This window comes from Halotalea alkalilenta DSM 17697 (assembly GCF_000621205.1).
GTDB lineage: Bacteria > Pseudomonadota > Gammaproteobacteria > Pseudomonadales > Halomonadaceae > Halotalea > Halotalea alkalilenta.
In genome coordinates this window covers 217,256-233,249 of the sequence record NZ_KK211226.1, presented here as the reverse complement: position 1 = coordinate 233,249, position 15,994 = coordinate 217,256, and the positions used below count along the sequence as shown (strand labels likewise).

17 protein-coding genes are annotated in these 15,994 nt (G+C 66.1%); 10 read left to right on the top strand and 7 right to left on the bottom strand.

Translation table 11 applies throughout. From position 1 onward, the window contains the following. Positions 1-6: 6 nt before the first annotated feature. A complete protein-coding gene (locus Q376_RS0110325; RefSeq protein ID WP_027350246.1) occupies positions 7-771 on the bottom strand; it encodes a DeoR/GlpR family DNA-binding transcription regulator in 765 nt (254 codons plus the stop codon). A 304-nt stretch (positions 772-1,075) separates the two neighbouring features. Here Q376_RS0110325 and Q376_RS0110320 point away from each other — a divergent pair, with 304 nt between their 5' ends. Beyond that, positions 1,076-2,407, top strand: coding sequence for an MFS transporter (locus Q376_RS0110320; RefSeq protein WP_027350245.1), 1,332 nt, complete (start codon positions 1,076-1,078; stop codon positions 2,405-2,407). Further along, a complete protein-coding gene (locus Q376_RS22225) occupies positions 2,404-3,120 on the top strand; it encodes a type 1 glutamine amidotransferase (protein ID WP_052365121.1) in 717 nt (238 codons plus the stop codon). The genes Q376_RS0110320 and Q376_RS22225 overlap by 4 nt, the downstream gene beginning before the upstream one ends. A gap of 135 nt (positions 3,121-3,255) precedes the next feature. Here the strand turns inward: Q376_RS22225 and Q376_RS0110310 are convergent, their stop codons facing one another. Next, positions 3,256-4,533, bottom strand: a complete 1,278-nt coding sequence (locus Q376_RS0110310; RefSeq protein ID WP_027350244.1) for an NAD(P)/FAD-dependent oxidoreductase — start codon at positions 4,531-4,533, stop codon at positions 3,256-3,258. A 165-nt stretch (positions 4,534-4,698) separates the two neighbouring features. Further along, on the bottom strand, positions 4,699-5,703 hold the full coding sequence (locus tag Q376_RS0110305) for a nucleoid-associated protein (RefSeq protein WP_027350243.1): 1,005 nt from the start codon (positions 5,701-5,703) through the stop codon (positions 4,699-4,701). A 294-nt stretch (positions 5,704-5,997) separates the two neighbouring features. On the opposite strand from Q376_RS0110305, the gene Q376_RS0110300 reads away from it, so the two are divergent. The 3 genes from Q376_RS0110300 to Q376_RS0110290 all read left to right on the top strand — a co-directional run bounded on the left by Q376_RS0110300 (position 5,998) and on the right by Q376_RS0110290 (position 7,779). Further along, complete coding sequence (locus Q376_RS0110300) at positions 5,998-6,315, top strand: hypothetical protein (protein WP_043447282.1); 318 nt, start codon at positions 5,998-6,000, stop codon at positions 6,313-6,315. Between the two features lie 96 nt (positions 6,316-6,411). Continuing rightward, the gene (locus Q376_RS0110295) at positions 6,412-6,936 is read left to right on the top strand and encodes an O-acetyl-ADP-ribose deacetylase (RefSeq protein ID WP_027350241.1); all 525 of its coding nucleotides are present in this window, start codon (positions 6,412-6,414) and stop codon (positions 6,934-6,936) included. A 99-nt stretch (positions 6,937-7,035) separates the two neighbouring features. Continuing rightward, positions 7,036-7,779 (top strand): TSUP family transporter, encoded by a 744-nt coding sequence (locus tag Q376_RS0110290; protein WP_027350240.1) that lies wholly within the window; start codon positions 7,036-7,038, stop codon positions 7,777-7,779. Here the strand turns inward: Q376_RS0110290 and Q376_RS0110285 are convergent. Continuing rightward, positions 7,773-8,210 (bottom strand): hypothetical protein, encoded by a 438-nt coding sequence (locus Q376_RS0110285; RefSeq protein WP_027350239.1) that lies wholly within the window; start codon positions 8,208-8,210, stop codon positions 7,773-7,775. The two genes, Q376_RS0110290 and Q376_RS0110285, sit on opposite strands and share 7 nt — an antisense overlap. A gap of 103 nt (positions 8,211-8,313) precedes the next feature. Next, a complete protein-coding gene (locus Q376_RS0110280) occupies positions 8,314-9,126 on the bottom strand; it encodes a mechanosensitive ion channel family protein (RefSeq protein WP_043447461.1) in 813 nt (270 codons plus the stop codon). Positions 9,127-9,347: 221 nt separating this feature from the next. Between Q376_RS0110280 and Q376_RS0110275 the strand changes: the two genes are divergently transcribed. From Q376_RS0110275 to Q376_RS0110265, 3 genes are all read left to right on the top strand, one after another. Further along, positions 9,348-10,556, top strand: a complete 1,209-nt coding sequence (locus Q376_RS0110275; RefSeq protein ID WP_043447278.1) for an MFS transporter — start codon at positions 9,348-9,350, stop codon at positions 10,554-10,556. Positions 10,557-10,592: 36 nt separating this feature from the next. Continuing rightward, positions 10,593-12,107: a choline-sulfatase gene (gene betC, locus Q376_RS0110270; protein WP_027350236.1), complete on the top strand. Its 1,515-nt coding sequence runs from the start codon at positions 10,593-10,595 to the stop codon at positions 12,105-12,107. Between the two features lie 102 nt (positions 12,108-12,209). Further along, complete coding sequence (locus tag Q376_RS0110265; RefSeq protein WP_027350235.1) at positions 12,210-13,466, top strand: NAD(P)/FAD-dependent oxidoreductase; 1,257 nt, start codon at positions 12,210-12,212, stop codon at positions 13,464-13,466. A gap of 16 nt (positions 13,467-13,482) precedes the next feature. Here Q376_RS0110265 and Q376_RS0110260 read toward each other — a convergent pair whose 3' ends face one another. Beyond that, the gene (locus Q376_RS0110260) at positions 13,483-13,911 is read right to left on the bottom strand and encodes a hotdog fold thioesterase (RefSeq protein ID WP_027350234.1); all 429 of its coding nucleotides are present in this window, start codon (positions 13,909-13,911) and stop codon (positions 13,483-13,485) included. Positions 13,912-14,013: 102 nt separating this feature from the next. Here Q376_RS0110260 and Q376_RS0110255 point away from each other — a divergent pair, with 102 nt between their 5' ends. Then, on the top strand, positions 14,014-14,367 hold the full coding sequence (locus Q376_RS0110255; protein ID WP_027350233.1) for a hypothetical protein: 354 nt from the start codon (positions 14,014-14,016) through the stop codon (positions 14,365-14,367). Positions 14,368-14,407: 40 nt separating this feature from the next. Here the strand turns inward: Q376_RS0110255 and Q376_RS22220 are convergent, their stop codons facing one another. Then, positions 14,408-14,833, bottom strand: coding sequence for an aldo/keto reductase (locus Q376_RS22220; RefSeq protein ID WP_027350232.1), 426 nt, complete (start codon positions 14,831-14,833; stop codon positions 14,408-14,410). Between the two features lie 173 nt (positions 14,834-15,006). Between Q376_RS22220 and Q376_RS0110245 the strand changes: the two genes are divergently transcribed. Next, positions 15,007-15,993 (top strand): ABC transporter substrate-binding protein, encoded by a 987-nt coding sequence (locus tag Q376_RS0110245; RefSeq protein ID WP_027350231.1) that lies wholly within the window; start codon positions 15,007-15,009, stop codon positions 15,991-15,993. Position 15,994 lies beyond the last annotated feature (1 nt).

Sequence of the window (15,994 nt, the reverse complement as noted above, 5' to 3'; positions counted from 1 at the left end):
GCGAGTTCACCCCAGTGCTGCTACCACCACTTCGACCCGGGCCTGTTCCAGTGCTTCGCCGATCGCGCCCTGCGGGGGGCGATCGACCACCAGGCGATCGATGCGGCTCAGCGGCAGCACCGGGAACAGTGCGCGTCGACCGAGCTTGGAGCCGTCGGCTATCACGGTCAGGTAGCGCGCTTGGTCGGCCATCGTGCGGGCCACCTCGGTCTCTTCGATCGAATAGTCCATTGCGCCGTCGACTCCGAGGGCGCCTACCGTCAGCACTGCGTGCTCGGCGTTGAAGCGCCTGATCTGCTCCAGCGCCAGCGCACCGAGATTCTCGCCGGCGTCGAGATGGTATTCACCACCGATCATGAAGGTGCGGTGGCCCGCCTCGCTGACCGTCGATGCGATGGCGACCGAGTTGGTGATCACCGTCAGCCGCTCGAGCCGCGCCAGCTCCTGGGCGAAGGCGAGGGTGGTAGTGCCGGTATCGATCATCAAGCTGTCACCGGGGGAGAACAGCCGCGCCGCGGCGCGTGCCACCGCCCGTTTCTCGCTGGCGTGCTCGTGCATCCTGGTATCGAAGGCGTTCTCCCACTCGCCGCTCGGCGGCAGCGAAGCGCCGCCGTGGAATTTATTCACCAGCCCCTCACCGGCAAGCGCCGTCAGGTCGCGGCGAATCGTCTCGTGGGAGGTCGAGAAGGCGCTGGCGAGGGTTTCCACGCTGAGCCGTTCGCGCTGGCGCAGCAGTTCGAGAATCCTCTGACGACGCTCTTGGGGACGCATGGCGTGCTCCTTGTGTGTGCACCTTTCCGCACCGTCGACGGCCAGACAGCCGCAGCTTGCCCCATTCTGGCGCGTGGCCCGAAACGCCTTGGTACAAGCCCGGGCGCATTCGCACAAAAGGTGTCACAGCGGAGGCGATGCGGATTGGGGACGAAAAACGGCTGCGATGTTGACCGATTTTCTCGATCAAAACAATCAAAGCCACAATTATTAACTGAAATGGCATGTCAAATGCACAAAGTCAAAGGGCCGCATGGGCCTCGTCCATCACACAACGACAAGGCTTAGCTTGGAGAAACATGCCATGGAGACGCGCATTGCTGAGGTCACCGGCAAGGTATCGCGACGCATCATCCCTTATCTGCTGCTGCTCTACGTGGTCGCCTACATCGATCGCGCCAACATCAGCTACGCCGCGCTCGAGATGAATGCCTCGCTGGGCTTCAACGCCGAAATCTATGGGTTCGCGGCGGGCATCTTCTTCATTGGCTATTTTCTCTTCGAGGTGCCGAGCAATCTGCTGTTGCATCGCTTCGGCGCACGCAAGTGGATCTGCCGGATTTGCATGACCTGGGGGATAGTGGTGGTGCTGACCGGGTTCGTGCAGAACGCCACCCAGCTCTACCTGCTCCGCTTCCTGCTGGGGGTCGCCGAAGCGGGGCTGTTTCCAGGGGTGATCCTCTATCTCACCTACTGGTTCCCGCGCGCGATGATGGCGCGGATCGTCGCTCTGTTCATGACCGCGATCCCGGTGGCGTTCATCCTCGGTGGACCGCTGTCGACGCTTTTGATCGATCACGTCCGCGCCTTCGGGCTCGACGGATGGCGCTGGATGTTCATCATCGAGGGCGCGGTCGCGATCTTGCTCGGGCCGATCACGCTCTGGTACCTGGATGATCGACCACAGCAGGCCAAGTGGCTGGATCCGCAAGAAAAAGCGCTGTTGTCGGCGCACTTGGCGTCCGATCAGCCCAGCGATGGCGATGGCAAAGGAGAGCTGCACGGCGCGCGCCTCGCTTTCGCCGACCGCCGAGTGTGGACGCTGTCGCTGCTCTATTTCGCCTACATCACCGGCACGCTGGGGTTGATCTATTTCATTCCCCAGCTCGCCCAGCGCTTCACTGCGGTCTATGGGCTGAGCAATTTCCAGATCGGCCTGGTGACCGCCATTCCCTACGTCGCCGGCGCCCTCGCGATGAACCTCTGGGGGCGGCGCTCCGATGCGCGCCAGGAGCGTCACTTCCATGCCGCGCTGCCGTTGGTGCTGATCATCTTCGTCTACTTGCTGATGATCTTCAGCGGCATCGACTCCCCGCTGGTGCTGCTGGGCGCGCTGGTGCTGGCCGTGATGGGTATCTTCGCCTTCAACGGGCCGTTCTGGGCGATACCCTCGCAGCATCTGAACCGTGAAACCGCCCCTGCCGGTATCGCGATCATCAACGCTAGCGGCAACCTAGGCGGCTTCGCTGGACCTTTTGCGGTCGGTTTCCTGAATGGCCGGGTCGATGGACAGGCCTTGGGGTTCGCCTTTCTCACCTTCTCGTTGCTGCTCGCCATTGCGCTGTTGCTGCTGATCCGCCGCCGCAGCGTTGGCGCCGGTGAATCCCAGCGCTCCGACCGGGAGGCCGAGGCATGAACGTATGCTACCTGCGTAATTCGGCGGACTCCGGAGCGGGCAATCTGATCCAGTGGGCGAGCGAGCGCGGCCATCGGCTCAGTGCGAGCCGTTTGGATCGAGGGGAACCGCTGCCATCCCTCGCTGCGTTCGACGTGCTGGTGATCCTCGGCGGGGTGCCGGCCAAATGCGCTGGCTGGCGCGAGGAGGAGACCCGGCTGATTGGCGAAGCCATCGCTGCGGGCAAGGGGGTGGTAGGCATCTGCCTCGGCGCCCAGCTGACCGCCGAGGCGTTGGGCGGAAGATTGGTCCCGGCTCGCCATGCTGAATCGGGCTGGTGGCCGGTGAAGCTCAATGCGCTGGGAGAGAGGCACCCGCTGTTGGACGGTGTCGCGCCGCTGCTGCCGCTGTTCTTCTTCCACCGCAACACCTTTGAGCTGCCAAAGGACGCGGAGTGCCTGGCCAGCAGCGAAGGATGCGCCCATCAGATCTTCACCTATGGGGATCGAGTGATCGGTATCCAGGCGCATCCGGAGATGCTCGCCGAAACCATGCGCGAACTGGCGAAGCGCCGGGCCACCGATCTACCCGCCGGCCCCTTCAACACCCTCGAGGATGACGACGCCTCGCGACTCGACTACCTCGAAGGTGCTCGCCGGATGTTCTGGCGCGTGCTCGACAACCTGATCGAACGCTTGCACCGGGCCGAGTCGCTAGGTCAAGAGGGAGACTGAGAGGGAGGCGCCATCGGCATCTCGGCACCCGCCGCCGAGCGCTTCGAGGCTCAGGAAGAGAGAGCCGACGTAGCCACTGCGGTCACCGGGCCGAAAACCGTATAGCGCTTCCCCTTGGACCACCCTCGGCTGTTTTCAGCGCCGCTCGACTTGGGCCTTGGTCAACCACTCGCGGCCTTTGAGCATGGCGTTCCAGTAGAGCCAGGGCAGCAGGCGGGTCTTGAGCTGCCAGGCGGAGGCCCGGGCGACCTTGGGGTCGAGCGGGAAGGTCGGCAGCAGCTTGCCGCCGTAGCCGAACTCGGCGAGCACCACCTTGCCGCGCTCGACCGTCAGCGGGCAGGCGCCGTAGCCGTCGTAGCGGGCGGGGAGCGGGCGGCCTTCGCGGGCGGCGAGCAGATTCTCGGCGATGATCACGATCTGCTTGCGCGCGGCGGCGGCGGTCTTGGCATTGGTGGTGCCGATCACGTCGCCCAGCGAGAATATCTCGGCATGGCGGCGGTGCTGCAGGGTCTCGGGGTCGACTGCGCACCAGCCGGCGTCGTCGGCGAGGCCGCTTCGTTCGATCAGCTGCGGCGGCACCTGTGGTGGCACTACGTGGAGCATGTCGAACGACTTCTCGATCCGGGTCTTCTCGCCATCCGGCCCCTTGACCTCGAACCAGGCGCGCTTGCTCGGCCCGTCGACCGCGACCAGGTTGGATTCGAAAGCGAGCTTGGCGCCGTAGAGGTCGACGTAGTGCTGGAGCGACGGGATGAAGTCGGCGACCCCGAACAGGGCCGCGCCGGCGAGGTCGAATTCGACCTCGATACGCCCGAGCACCCCTTCCCGGCGCCAGTGGTCGCAGGCCAGGTACATCGCCTTTTGCGGGGCGCCGGCGCACTTGATCGGCATCCCCGGCTGGGTGAACAGCGCGCGACCGCGGTCGAGCCCCTGGACCAGCTTCCAGGTGTAGGGCGCGAGGTCGAGGCGGTAGTTGGAGGTCACTCCGTTTTCGCCCAGCGTCGCCTCCAGCCCGTCGATCTTCTCCCACGCCAGCCGCAGCCCCGGGCAGACGATCAGCTGGCGATAGCCGGCCGCGCGACCGTCGTCCAGCAGCACCTGGCGCGCGTCGGTGTCGATTCGCTCCGCGGCGTGCTGGAGCCAGGTGGCGCCCGGGGGGATCAGCCCGGCGGTCGGGCGAACGGTCTTGGCGACATCGAACACACCGCCGCCGACCAGTGTCCAAGCCGGTTGGTAGCAGTGCCTGGCGCTCGGCTCGATGATCGCGATCCTGAGCCCAGGCTGGCGGCGCAGCAGGCTTGCGCAGACACCGATCCCCGCGGAGCCTCCGCCGACCACCACGACATCGAAGCTGCCGGCGCTCGGAGGCGTCTCGGGGGCGGGAGTGGGTTCGGTGGCGTGCGGTGCGGTCATCGGTAGTCCTCGTTGGTGGTCGATGCGAACAGGCAGGGCGAAGGTTTTTACCTCAAAGCGATGGGCCGAATACAGCTTTCAGCCGGGTCTGGATTAGGCAAGTTGGTTCTAAGCTCAAGCGTTGCGCCCGGATCGCCGCCCTTTTGCGCCGTCCGGCGATGAAGCTCACTCGCCGTCCCTGCGTTCCAGCTGCTCCTTGAGCTTCTTCGGCAACCCGCGAATGATCAGCCGCTCGCCGCCTGCGTCGTACTCCACCTGTGAGCCGAGCAGGGTGGTATCGAAGCTGATCGATAGTCCGCCGGCGCGGCCGGTGTAGCGGCGAAAAGAGCCGAGCGTGCGGCGGTCGGTGGGCACGTCGTGCTCGATCGCATGGTCACCACGGGAGAGATAGTCGACGAATGCCTCGGGATGGGCGTCGTCGAGCGCCGCGGCGAGCGTCTCGAGCGGCGCACGTTCCCCGCGGCTCGCATGGTCGCCGAGCTGGTCGGTCAGCTGCTCGCGCTTGTCGCGCCGCTGCTCCGCGCTCCAGCCTTCGTCCACCGCGAAGCCTTCGAAGGCTTCGAGCAGCGCGCGGGTGGTCTCCGCGCCATCGACCGGTTCGACCAGGCCGAGCCAGCGGCTGAAGTCGTCGGCCTCTCGCTTGAGCCCGCGCCGCTTGACCACCGAAAGGTAGCGCCGCGTCTCGCCTGCGCGCCACTCGTGCAGCTCGACGCGGGCGGCGAGGTCGAAAGCATTGAAGTTGAGCGTGCGCCGCGCGACCAGCTCGCCTTGCTCGTCGACGCCGAGCGTCTCGCCCTCCGGCAGCAGTGCGATCCATAGCTGCTCGATCTCCCCACGCTTGGTGTGGAGCATCACCAGCTGGCCGTCGCGCGGCTGCTCGGATGCGCGCATCAGCGAGGCGAGCCGTTCGGCGGCCTGGCGGCTGAAGGCGACGAAGTCCAGCTCGCCGCTGAGATAGGCGCCGAGCCGCTCCGAGAAGACCCGCTCCTCGCCTTCGGCTGCGAAACCACCCCATAGCCTCGGCTTGCCGTTGAAGCGCGCGCTCAGGGTATCGAGCAGCCCAGCGCTCGCCTCATCCTCTGAAAGTGAACGCTCACTCAGGTCGAGGCGCTGGGTGACGCCGTCCGGCTCGCGAGCGAAGCGGTGGAGAATGCAGTGGATAATCGACATGCGGTACCTCGGGAGACGATCGGGGGAGCGCTGGATATCACCTTTGCTGGGCGTGGGTCAAAGTTTCGGACGGACCGAGCGGGCTTGATCCATCGTTGCGGTGAGCGAGAAATCTTCGCCGAGCGATACATAGCCGTGCTCTAATGAAGTCTTGATTCAAACTTAACGACATCGCCAGGCCCTGTCGAATGAATGTCGCGAGCACCGCTGCCGCTGGGCAGGGAGAATATCGGGCAATCGTTACGCCGGCACCGCCGTGGATGGAGCCATGGGATGTCCAATCAGGAGAGTTCGATGAAAAGTACCAAGATTGCGGTTGCGGCCGGCTTCCTGCTCGCCGCCCTGGGTGGCTACGCCGAGGCGCAGCAGCCGCATGGGCAGGAACTGGTCCAGCAGTGCGTCGATCTCGCCGAGGCGCGTGATGGCTCCTCCCTGGGTACCCATCTGGTGCGTTCCAACAACGTCGAGCGCTACGTCGAGGGCCAGCCGTTCGAGCTCAAGGTCGCGCTGGAAGGACATGGCAATACCTTCTTCAATCTCGATTGCATGGTCAAAAACGATGGCGCCGTGAGCTTCCGCGGCTACGCTGAATCCGGCATGCCGGCCGAGTGAGCGCGCCGACGTCGCTCGCGCGCGGCGCTGCGTTCGGTCACTCACCGAGCGGCGCCTCCCGACGCTCCGGCCGCTGGTCGGATACGAGTGAAAGCGATGAAGATCGAACTGATCGAGGGTGACATCACTCAACTGGCGGTCGATGCGATCGTCAATGCGGCCAACCAGAGCCTGCTCGGCGGCGGTGGCGTCGATGGTGCGATCCATCGCGCCGCGGGGCCTGCGCTGCTCGACTACTGTCGGGGGCTCGGCGGCTGCGCCACCGGTGACGCCAAGCTGTCTCCTGGCTTCGATCTGCCCGCGCGCTATGTGATCCACGCCGTCGGTCCCGTGTGGCACGGCGGCGGGCGGGGCGAGGCCGGACAGCTCGCCAGCTGCTACCGGCGCGCGCTCGAGCTCGCCGAGCGGGAGGGGCTCGAGAGCATCGCCTTTCCGATGATCAGCTGCGGCATCTTCGGCTATCCCCACGAGGCGGCGGCGAAGATCGCGCTAGGCGTGCTGTGCGAGCCGCGCCCGAACGGCACGCTCGAGCGGGCGGTGCTGGTCGCGTTCTCCGCACAGATGCGTGCGCTGCTCGAGCGGGTACTGGCCGATGCGACCGGAGAACGACGAGAGTCGTAGTGACGAGCGTATCGAGCGGGAGTATTGTCGACAATTTCGCCAGTGGAACGATGTCGCCATGCCGATTCCTCCTCCAAGCCCGCTCGGACCCAACGCGCAATGACCGGGTGGCCGCTGCTATCGATGCTGATCGTGGCGGTGTTCTTCACCTCGCTGCTCTCCGGCGTATTCGGCATGGTCGGCGGCTTGCTGCTGCTCGGCGCGCTGCTGGTGATCCTGCCGCCGGCCACCGCGATCGCGGTGCAGGGCGTGCTGCAGATCTGTGCCAATGCCTCGCGCGCCTGGTTCTCGCGCGATTTCATCGACTGGAGGATTCTGGCGATCTCCTGCCTGGGGCTTGGGCTGGCGGCGGGAGCGCTCGCGCTGGTCGACTACACCCCGAGCCTGGTCACCATGACCTTGGTGATCGGACTGATGCCGATCATGGTGTGGATCCCCAGGCAGTGGCTAGCGCTCGACGCCAGCCGGCCCTCCCATGCGCTGATCAGCGGGGCGCTCAGCGGCGGATTGAATCTCGCGGTCGGAGTCAGCGGCCCCACCACCGATATCTTCTTCATTCGTACCCGGATGGACCGTCGCACGGTGATTGCGACCAAGGCGGCGATCCAGGTCGCCTCCCATGCGGTCAAGGTGCTGTTCTACTGGCGTTCGACGCTGCATCTCGGCAGCGCTGAATGGATGATGGTGCTGGTGTCGGCACCCTTCGCGCTGCTCGGCACCCGTGCCGGCAACTTCATCCTGGTACGTTTGACCGACGCCAACTTCCGCCGTTGGACGAGGTGGCTGGTCACCGCGGTGGGGGGCTTCTACCTGGCCAAGGGCATCTGGCTGCTGGCTCAGTAGCGGCTTGGTTGTCGACAATCCTTCGGGTCGATCAGTATCGATGCGATCGGGGCGCCGTCCGCGCCCTCATAGCTGTGCCGCATGCGCAGGCCGCTTGCCACTGCGCTTGCCAGTCCGCCAGGGTTTTGCCGGCAGAGCGAGCGGCGAAGCTGCTCGAGGGTCAGCGTGGTGAAGGTATCCGGGTCGAACTCGCCTGCCGTGTGCTGGAGCATGGTGTAGCGATAGCGCACTTCCCGGCTCGACCAGTCGAGGGTGACCGCATCGATCCGGGTTTCCTCATCGATCCGCGCCGGCAGTTCGGCATTCAGCGCGGCGACCGAATGGGCGAAGCCCTCCCGGGCCGGATCAGGGGAGAAGTGCACACGCCAGGCCAGCACCAGAAAGAAGGCGATCAGGGCGCAGGCGAGGAAGATCGGCAGCTTTTGGCGCATCGGCTCTGGCCTTGGCGAGGGTAGAGCGACAGTATGCCTGAGCCGAATTGGCGAGGTGAAACCGAGTGACGCCGCCGCCCGCGGCCGCGAGCGGCGGGATCGATCAGCTGCCGGCGCGGGAGTTGACGCCGAGGCGGAAGCCCGCCTGCTTGAGCACTTTGATCGCCTCCTCGGAGTAGTGCGACACCAGTCCGCCGTTATCCCCGGCCGAGCTCCAGAAGTAGAGCGTGATCGCGATGTTGCCGGCGTTGGGCACGTAGTTCACCGCAGGTGCCGGGGTGGTGTTGATCTTCTCGTCGCCCTCGATCATCGCCAGCAGCAGGCGGCGTGCCTCCTCGGGGTCGTCTTCGTAGTCGATCAGCAGGGAGACGCTGCCGCGCCGGGTGCTTTCCTGCGAGGTGTTGGTCACCACGTTGTTGGAAAGGTTCGAGTTGGGCACGTAGATGACCTTGTTGTCCACGGTGCGCAGGATGGTGCGGAACATCTCGATCGAGGTCACCGTGCCTTCGATGCCACCGGAGAGGATGTAGTCGCCGACCTTGAACGGGCGGAACAGCAGGATCAGTACGCCGCCGGCGAAGTTCGAGAGGCTGCCTTGCAGCGCCAGGCCGACCGCCAGGCCGGCGGCACCGATGATCGCGACGAACGAGGTGGTGGCGATCCCCACCATCGAAGCCACACTGATCAACAGCAATGCCTTGAGCAGCAGGCCGAGTACGCTGAGCACGAAGCTTTGCAGCGTCGGCTCGACATGGCGGGCCTTCATCAGGCGCGACAGCGAAGCGGTGAACAGGCTGATGACCCACCAACCGATCGCCAGGGTGATCAGTGCGAGCACAAGGTTGCCCGCATAGCTGAGCAGCAGCGGCATCCAGGCGCCCATTTGGCTCCAGAGCTGATTGATTTCTTCTTCCATGTTCATCTCTTCCATTGGCTGGGAACATTCGATTCACGGTACGGCCAAGCGCGCCGCCATCGACATGATACATGGGTGAGAAGTGTTTAATGGAGGCTTAACGTGGGTATCCGTATCAGCTGCGATCGATACCCTCGCGGCGAAAGGCAGGCATGTTTCATGTGAAACACGCAGGCCGCTGGCCCAGTCTTGCCCGGCAAATCAACCAGGAGCCATCGTTCATGCCCGTCGTTTCCACCTCTCGTGCTTTGCCCACCTGGCTGCTGCTGCTGATGGCGGTCGCCACGGGGGTAGCGGTGGCGAGCAATTACTACGCCCAGCCGCTGCTGCACACCATCGCCGAGCGGCTCGATCTCTCCTACTCCCGAGCGGGCATCGTGGTCACCGTCGCCCAGCTCGGTTACGCCCTCGGCCTGCTCGCCCTGGTGCCGCTGGGCGACATGCTCGAGCGGCGCCGGCTGGTGGTGACGATGATGTCGCTGTCGACCCTGGGGCTTCTGGTTAGCGCCACGGCCAACGGGCTGCCGATGCTGCTGCTGGGGACCGCGATCACTGCTCTGTTTTCGGTGGTGGCCCAAGTGCTGGTGCCGTTCGCCGCCACGCTCGCCGAGCCTGATCGCAGGGGACGAGCGGTGGGTACGGTGATGAGCGGGCTGCTGTTCGGCATCCTGCTGGCGCGCAGCTTCGCCGGCGCCCTCTCCGAGCTCGGCGACTGGCGCCTGGTCTATTGGGTGGCGAGTGGGCTGATGGCGCTGACCACCCTGGCGCTGTGGCGTGCGCTGCCGCCGCTGTATACGCCGGCGGGGCTGAGCTACGCGGAGCTGATGCGCTCGGTCGGCAGCTTGATGCTGGTTCACGCCCGGCTGCGGCTGCGTGCGCTGCTCGGGCTGCTCACCTTCGCCACCTTCGCCGCTTTCTGGACCCCGGTCGCCTTCCTGCTCGCGGCACCCCCCTATCGATTGAGCGATGGCGTGATCGGGCTGTTCGGCCTGGTCGGCGCGGCCGGGGCCTTGGTGGCGCCGATCACCGGGCGCCAGGTCGATCGTGGCCGCGCGCAGCTGACCACCACGCTGGGTTTGGCGCTGCTGCTGCTCGGCTGGGTGCCGCTGCTGTTCGCCGGGCAGTCGCTGCTCGCGCTGCTGCTCGGCATCCTGGTCCTCGACCTCGCCGTGCAGCTGGTGCACATCACCAACATGAACATGGTCTATCGGATCGATCCGGATGCGCGCAACCGGCTCAATGCCGCCTACATGGTTTGCTACTTCCTCGGCGGCGCGCTCGGTTCGCTGTTCTCCGCGATGCTCTACGTCCACTGGGGCTGGCTGGGGGTCTGCGCGCTGGGTATCGGCTTCTCCACGCTGGGGCTCGCGGTGTGGCTGGCTTGCCGCACCCGGGTCGAAGCTGATACACCGAAAGGTCAGCATGGCTAACGTGATCGCACACCCTCCACCGTCCGAGGAGATGAGATGTCCCGCCCCAACCTGCTGATCGTGATCGCCGATCAGGTCAATGGTCGTCTGTTCGAGGATGGTCCAGCCCCCTTTCTCCATCTTCCCCACCTGCGCGGGCTGTATCAGCGCGGCGTGAACTTCGCCCACTGCTATACCGCAAGCCCGCTGTGCTCGCCGGCGCGCGCTTCGCTGATGACCGGTCGGCTGCCGTCGGGGACCGGGGTGTACGACAATGCCGCCGAGTTCGCCTCCAACCTGCCGACCTTCGCCCATCACCTGCGTCGCGTCGGCTACCAGACCTGCCTCTCGGGCAAGATGCACTTCGTCGGTCCCGATCAGCTCCACGGCTTCGAGCATCGGCTGACCACCGATGTCTACCCCGCCGACTTCGGCTGGACGCCCGACTACCGCCGGCCCGGCGAGCGGATCGACTGGTGGTACCACAACCTCGGCTCGGTGACCGGCGCCGGGATCGCCGAGACCTCCAACCAGCTCGAGTACGACGACGAGGTGGCGTTCCTCGCCGAGCAGAAGCTCTACGACCTCGCCCGTGGTCACGACCCGCGGCCTTGGTGTCTGACGGTGAGCTTCACCCATCCCCACGACCCCTATGTCGCGCGCCGGCGGTTCTGGGATCTGTATGCCGATTGCGATGCGCTCGTCCCCAGCGTCGCGCCGATTCCCTACCTTGAACAGGATGCCCACTCGCGGCGGCTGCTCGAGGCCAGCGACTTCGAATCCTTCGAGATCCGGGACGCGGACGTCGCCCGCGCGCGGCGCGGCTACTTCGCCAATCTTTCCTACGTCGACGACAAGATCGGCGGACTGCTCGACGTGCTCGAGCGCACCCGGATGCGCGAGGACACGGTGATACTGTTTTTGTCCGACCACGGCGACATGCTTGGCGAGCGCGGGCTGTGGTTCAAGATGAGTCCGTTCGACGGCTCCTCGAGGGTGCCGCTGGCGATCGAGATCCCCGGTGCCGGGCCGCGCCGGGTCGATACGCCGGTCTCGACCCTGGACCTCAGCGCCACGCTCGCCGATCTCGCCGGGATCGACCTCAGCGAGGTCGCGCCATGGAGCGACGGCGAGTCGCTGCTGCCGCTGCTGCGCGGCGGCGACCAGCATGGCCCGGTGCTGATGGAGTACGCCGCCGAGGGAAGCCAGGCGCCGCTGGTGACGATCCGCGATGGGCGCTACAAGTTCACCCACTGCGAGCTCGACCCGCCGCAGCTCTTCGACCTCGAGGCCGATCCCGACGAGCTCGATAACCTCGCGTCGGCCGCCGAGTACGCGGCGCTGGTCGATGAGTTCATGCTGCGGGTGCGAGAACGCTGGGACATGCAGCGCTTCGATCTCGAGGTGCGCGATAGCCAGGCGCGTCGCCTGGTGGTCTACGATGCCCTGCGCCACGGCCACTACTATCCTTGGGACCACCAGCCGCTGGCGCGGGCCAGCGAGCGCTACATGCGCAACCACATGGACCTCAACCGGCTCGAAGAGAGCCAGCGCTTCCCGCGGGGGCAATGAGCTCAGGCGCCGGTTCGCCTCGAACACGGATAGCGACCGGACATGGCGCTGCGGCTGGGGCAAACTGGGCACCGCACGATGTTTGCCTCCAAGGACATCAATATGAACTACGACACGCTGGTGCTCGGCGCCGGTATCGTCGGTATCTGCACCGCTTTGCATCTGCAGCGCCTCGGCCAGTCGGTCGCGTTGATCGACCGCGACGGCGCGGGTGAGGGCACCAGTTTCGGCAACGCCGGGCTGATCGAACGCGCGAGCGTGATTCCCCATGCCTTTCCGCACGGCCTGGGGAGGCTTTTGCGCTATGCCGCCAACCGCCGCTCCGACGTACGCTACGCGCCAGGCGCGCTGCCGCGTCTGGCGCCTTGGCTTGCACGCTATTGGTATCACTCCTCGCCATCCAGGCTGGCGGCGGCGGCGCAGATGATGCTGCCGCTGCTCGAGCGCTGCCTGGAAGAACACGCCGAGCTGACCCGCGAGGCGGGCTGCGCTGCATTGGTACGCCGGGGGGGTTGGGTCGAGGTCTATCGAGACGCCGGGGAGCTGGATCTCGCCCAGGCCCAGGCCGCGACGGTCGGCGCGCTGTTCTCGCTCGACTTCGAGGTGCTCGAGGACCAGGCGCTGCGCGCGCTGGTACCAGCGATCGAGCCCACGGTGGTCGGTGCGGTGCACTGGCGGGATCCGCACTCGGTGAGCGACCCGGGGGCCTTGACCAAGGCTTATGCGGCGCTGTTCGTCGCTCGCGGTGGCGCCCTGCTGCGTGCGGATGCGATGGCGCTGCGCCAGGCAGGCGATCAGTGGGGTTTGGCGAGTGAACTGCACGGCGAGCTGCGCGGGGCCAATGCGGTGATCGCGCTTGGTCCGCACAGCGCCGAGCTCACCGCTCGGCTGGGGCTTTCGATCCCGCTCGCGGTCAAGCGTGGCTACCATATGCACTACGCGATCGACGAGCGGTTGGCGCCGCGGCTCCCGCTGCTCGACAAGCCTGGGGGCTACATCCTCTCGCCGATGACCCGGGGCATGCGCTTGACCACCGGGGTCGAGTTCGCCGCCTTCGATGCCCCGGCCAACACCATCCAGCTCGATCGCGCCGAGGCGCTCGCTCGCCGGGTGCTGCCGCTCGGCGTACGGCTCGATGCCGAGCCCTGGCTGGGCAGGCGCCCGGCTCTGCCGGACATGCGCCCGGTGATCGGTCCGGTAACCCGCTATCCCGGACTGTGGCTCAACTTCGGCCATGCGCACCACGGCCTGACCCTCGGCCCGGTCAGCGGTCGGTTGCTCGCCGAGCTGATCACCGCCCACGCGCCGGTGGTCGACCCTTCGCCCTATGCCCCCGCGCGGTTCGAGCGTCGTCGATGACGGATGAGTCGCCGGATCAGCGCCTGGCGCCGATCACCGCGACGCTCAGCCGCACCACGCAGTTGGTGCGGCCCTTGTCATCGTGCAGCCGGATGTCCCAGACGTGGATGCTGTGCCCGATCCGCAGCGGCCGGGCCACCGCAGTGACCCGGCCGCTGCGTACCGCGCGCAGGTGGCTTGCGTTGATCTCGAGGCCGACGCAGCTTTCGCGGTCGGGATCGATGCAGTAGTAGCTCGCGCATGAACCGAGAGTCTCGGCCAGCACTACCGAAGCGCCGCCGTGGAGCAGCCCGAACGGCTGGTGGGTGCGGGAGTCGACCACCATGCTGGCGGTGATCGAATCGTCGTCGAACGCTTCGAAGCGAATATCGAGCTGCTCGCCGAGATTGCCGCGCTGCATCTCGTTGAGCCGGTCGAGATCGGGGCGAGTACGCCAGAAACCCATGTGCTTCTCCTTAGGCCTTGGGCCGTGTCGACCGTCCAAGGGGTTGGCCTCGTCCGGCGAGCGCAGTAGAGTCGGTATGTACTCATCATATAGGATGGATCGATGGAGATTGGCTCGGCTTGGCATCCGTTTCTCGGTTGGGTGCTGCTCTCCGGTTTTCTCGCCTTCGCACTCTCGCTCGCTACCCTCACCGCCGCCTGGGTCATCGGCCGGCTGTCGTTGAATACCTTCATTCCCAATGCACGCGGCTGGTTCGTCGCTCTTGGCCAGCTCTCGGCCATCGGCTGTCTGTATCTTTACTCCTTGGCCGTGTTCGCCGCCGTCTCGCTGTCGCTGCCCTTCGCGCTGCTCGCTCCGGTACTGGTCCATTTCTCCTTTGCGCTATGCGCCGGACGGGCTCTGCAGCGTCGCCATCGGCTCGGCTTCCGCGCTCCCACCCCCGGCTACGCGGGCTGAGCGCCCGCTGCCGAGTCCGTCTTCGGCAGTGAGCGCTTGCTCACTCCCCTATCCCCGCCATACCTGCGCTAGGGTAGGCGACGAAGGCGGTCCCTTGTTCAGCGCAGAGAGCGAGCAGCTCGTGCTCCGCCTCACGGCTCCATAGCGAGTACTCACTTTGAAGCGAGGCGATGGGATGGACCGCATGGGCGCGCTTGAGCGTCTCGGCGCTCACCTCCGACAGCCCCAGCGCACGGACCTTGCCGGCCTCGACCAGGCGCGCCATTGCGCCGATTACGTCCTCGATCGGCACCTGCGGATCGCGGCGATGGCAGTAGTAGAGATCGATGCAGTCGATGCCGAGGCGCGCGAGCGATGCGTCGCAGGCGCGGGCGCGATTGAAAGAAAAAACACCCGGCGGTGAACCATCGCCATCCCGCCCGGTCGGATATGGCAGGAGGATTCTTTCTCCTTGCTCAGAGTGCAAGACATCCCCCGCTTGGCGCCTGCTTTCGCAGGCGTTTTTTTTCGCCCGCGCTTCCCCTTTCCCGTTGCCGCTCGCCTCGTACCGTCACGCTATCGTCAACTCGCGCGCCTAGGCTGGGCCTTTGTTCAAGCCCTTGTTCGTTCATGCCCTCTAGGCCCGCGAGAAGACCGACGATGCACAAACCGCTGCTGAACGCTTTGCTCGGCATATCGCTGAGCTTCGCCACGCTTTGCGCCGCACAGGCGGACACTTTGCTGCGTCTGTACACCAGCCAGCCCAACGCTGACGCCCAGGCGACCGTGGACGCCTTCCAGCGGGCTCATCCTGATATCCGGGTCGAATGGGTGCGAGACGGTACCAGCCAGCTGCTGACCAGGCTTCGCGCCGAGCGCGAGGCGGGCGCGCCCGCCCCCGACGTGCTGCTGATCAGTGATGCCCTGAGCATGCAGGGGCTGGCCGCCGAGGGGTGGCTCGAACGCTACGATGCGCCCGGCAAGGAGCGGTTCGATCCGGCCTTCTACGATCCCGAGGGCCGCTACTACGGCACCAAGCTGATCACCACCGGCATCGCCTATCACCAGCGCGCCGAACGGCGTCCGCAGCGCTGGCGGGATCTCGCCGAGCCGGAGCTTGCCGGTCTTTTGAGCATGCCGAGCCCGCTCTACTCGGGCGCGGCGATGATCCATCTGGAAAGCCTGCTCGCCGCGCCTGGGCTCGGCTGGGACTACTACGCCCAACTGCGTGAGCATGGTGCCCAGGCCCAGGGAGGCAACGGCGGGGTGCTCACTGCGGTCGCCTCCGGGGCCAAGCCCTACGGCATGCTGGTCGACTTCATGGCGCTGCGCGAGCGCGCCAAGGGAGCGCCGATCGAGTTCGTCTTTCCCGCCGAGGGCGTGAGCTACGTTACCGAACCGGTGGCGATCACCCGCGATGCGAAAGCCCCCGAGGCGGCGCGGCGGTTCGTCGACTTCCTGCTTTCCGAAGCCGGCCAGGAGCTGGTCCGCGCACAAGGCTACGTACCGGCGATGAGCGGTATGCCGACGCCCGAAGGCTTCCCGCCGCGGGAGTCGATCCGCTATCTGGAGTTCGATCCGGTCGAGGCGCTCGGGCGCCTCGATGCCGATAAGGCACGCTTCGCCGACCTCTTCGCGGGCTATTGAG

Bases quoted from the DNA above. Each gene is read 5' to 3' on its own strand.
- Q376_RS0110275 (WP_043447278.1), top strand. From the start codon at position 9,348: ATGCCCGTCGTTTCCACCTCTCGTGCTTTGCCCACCTGGCTGCTGCTG.
- Q376_RS0110245 (WP_027350231.1), top strand. From the start codon at position 15,007: ATGCACAAACCGCTGCTGAACGCTTTGCTCGGCATATCGCTGAGCTTC.
- Q376_RS0110260 (WP_027350234.1), bottom strand. From the start codon at position 13,911: ATGGGTTTCTGGCGTACTCGCCCCGATCTCGACCGGCTCAACGAGATG.
- Q376_RS0110310 (WP_027350244.1), bottom strand. From the start codon at position 4,533: ATGACCGCACCGCACGCCACCGAACCCACTCCCGCCCCCGAGACGCCT.
- Q376_RS0110305 (WP_027350243.1), bottom strand. From the start codon at position 5,703: ATGTCGATTATCCACTGCATTCTCCACCGCTTCGCTCGCGAGCCGGAC.
- Q376_RS0110320 (WP_027350245.1), top strand. From the start codon at position 1,076: ATGGAGACGCGCATTGCTGAGGTCACCGGCAAGGTATCGCGACGCATC.
- Q376_RS0110255 (WP_027350233.1), top strand. From the start codon at position 14,014: ATGGAGATTGGCTCGGCTTGGCATCCGTTTCTCGGTTGGGTGCTGCTC.
- betC (WP_027350236.1), top strand. From the start codon at position 10,593: ATGTCCCGCCCCAACCTGCTGATCGTGATCGCCGATCAGGTCAATGGT.
- Q376_RS0110290 (WP_027350240.1), top strand. From the start codon at position 7,036: ATGACCGGGTGGCCGCTGCTATCGATGCTGATCGTGGCGGTGTTCTTC.
- Q376_RS0110280 (WP_043447461.1), bottom strand. From the start codon at position 9,126: ATGGAAGAAGAAATCAATCAGCTCTGGAGCCAAATGGGCGCCTGGATG.
- Q376_RS22225 (WP_052365121.1), top strand. From the start codon at position 2,404: ATGAACGTATGCTACCTGCGTAATTCGGCGGACTCCGGAGCGGGCAAT.
- Q376_RS0110325 (WP_027350246.1), bottom strand. From the start codon at position 771: ATGCGTCCCCAAGAGCGTCGTCAGAGGATTCTCGAACTGCTGCGCCAG.
- Q376_RS0110295 (WP_027350241.1), top strand. From the start codon at position 6,412: ATGAAGATCGAACTGATCGAGGGTGACATCACTCAACTGGCGGTCGAT.
- Q376_RS0110300 (WP_043447282.1), top strand. From the start codon at position 5,998: ATGAAAAGTACCAAGATTGCGGTTGCGGCCGGCTTCCTGCTCGCCGCC.
- Q376_RS0110265 (WP_027350235.1), top strand. From the start codon at position 12,210: ATGAACTACGACACGCTGGTGCTCGGCGCCGGTATCGTCGGTATCTGC.
- Q376_RS0110285 (WP_027350239.1), bottom strand. From the start codon at position 8,210: ATGCGCCAAAAGCTGCCGATCTTCCTCGCCTGCGCCCTGATCGCCTTC.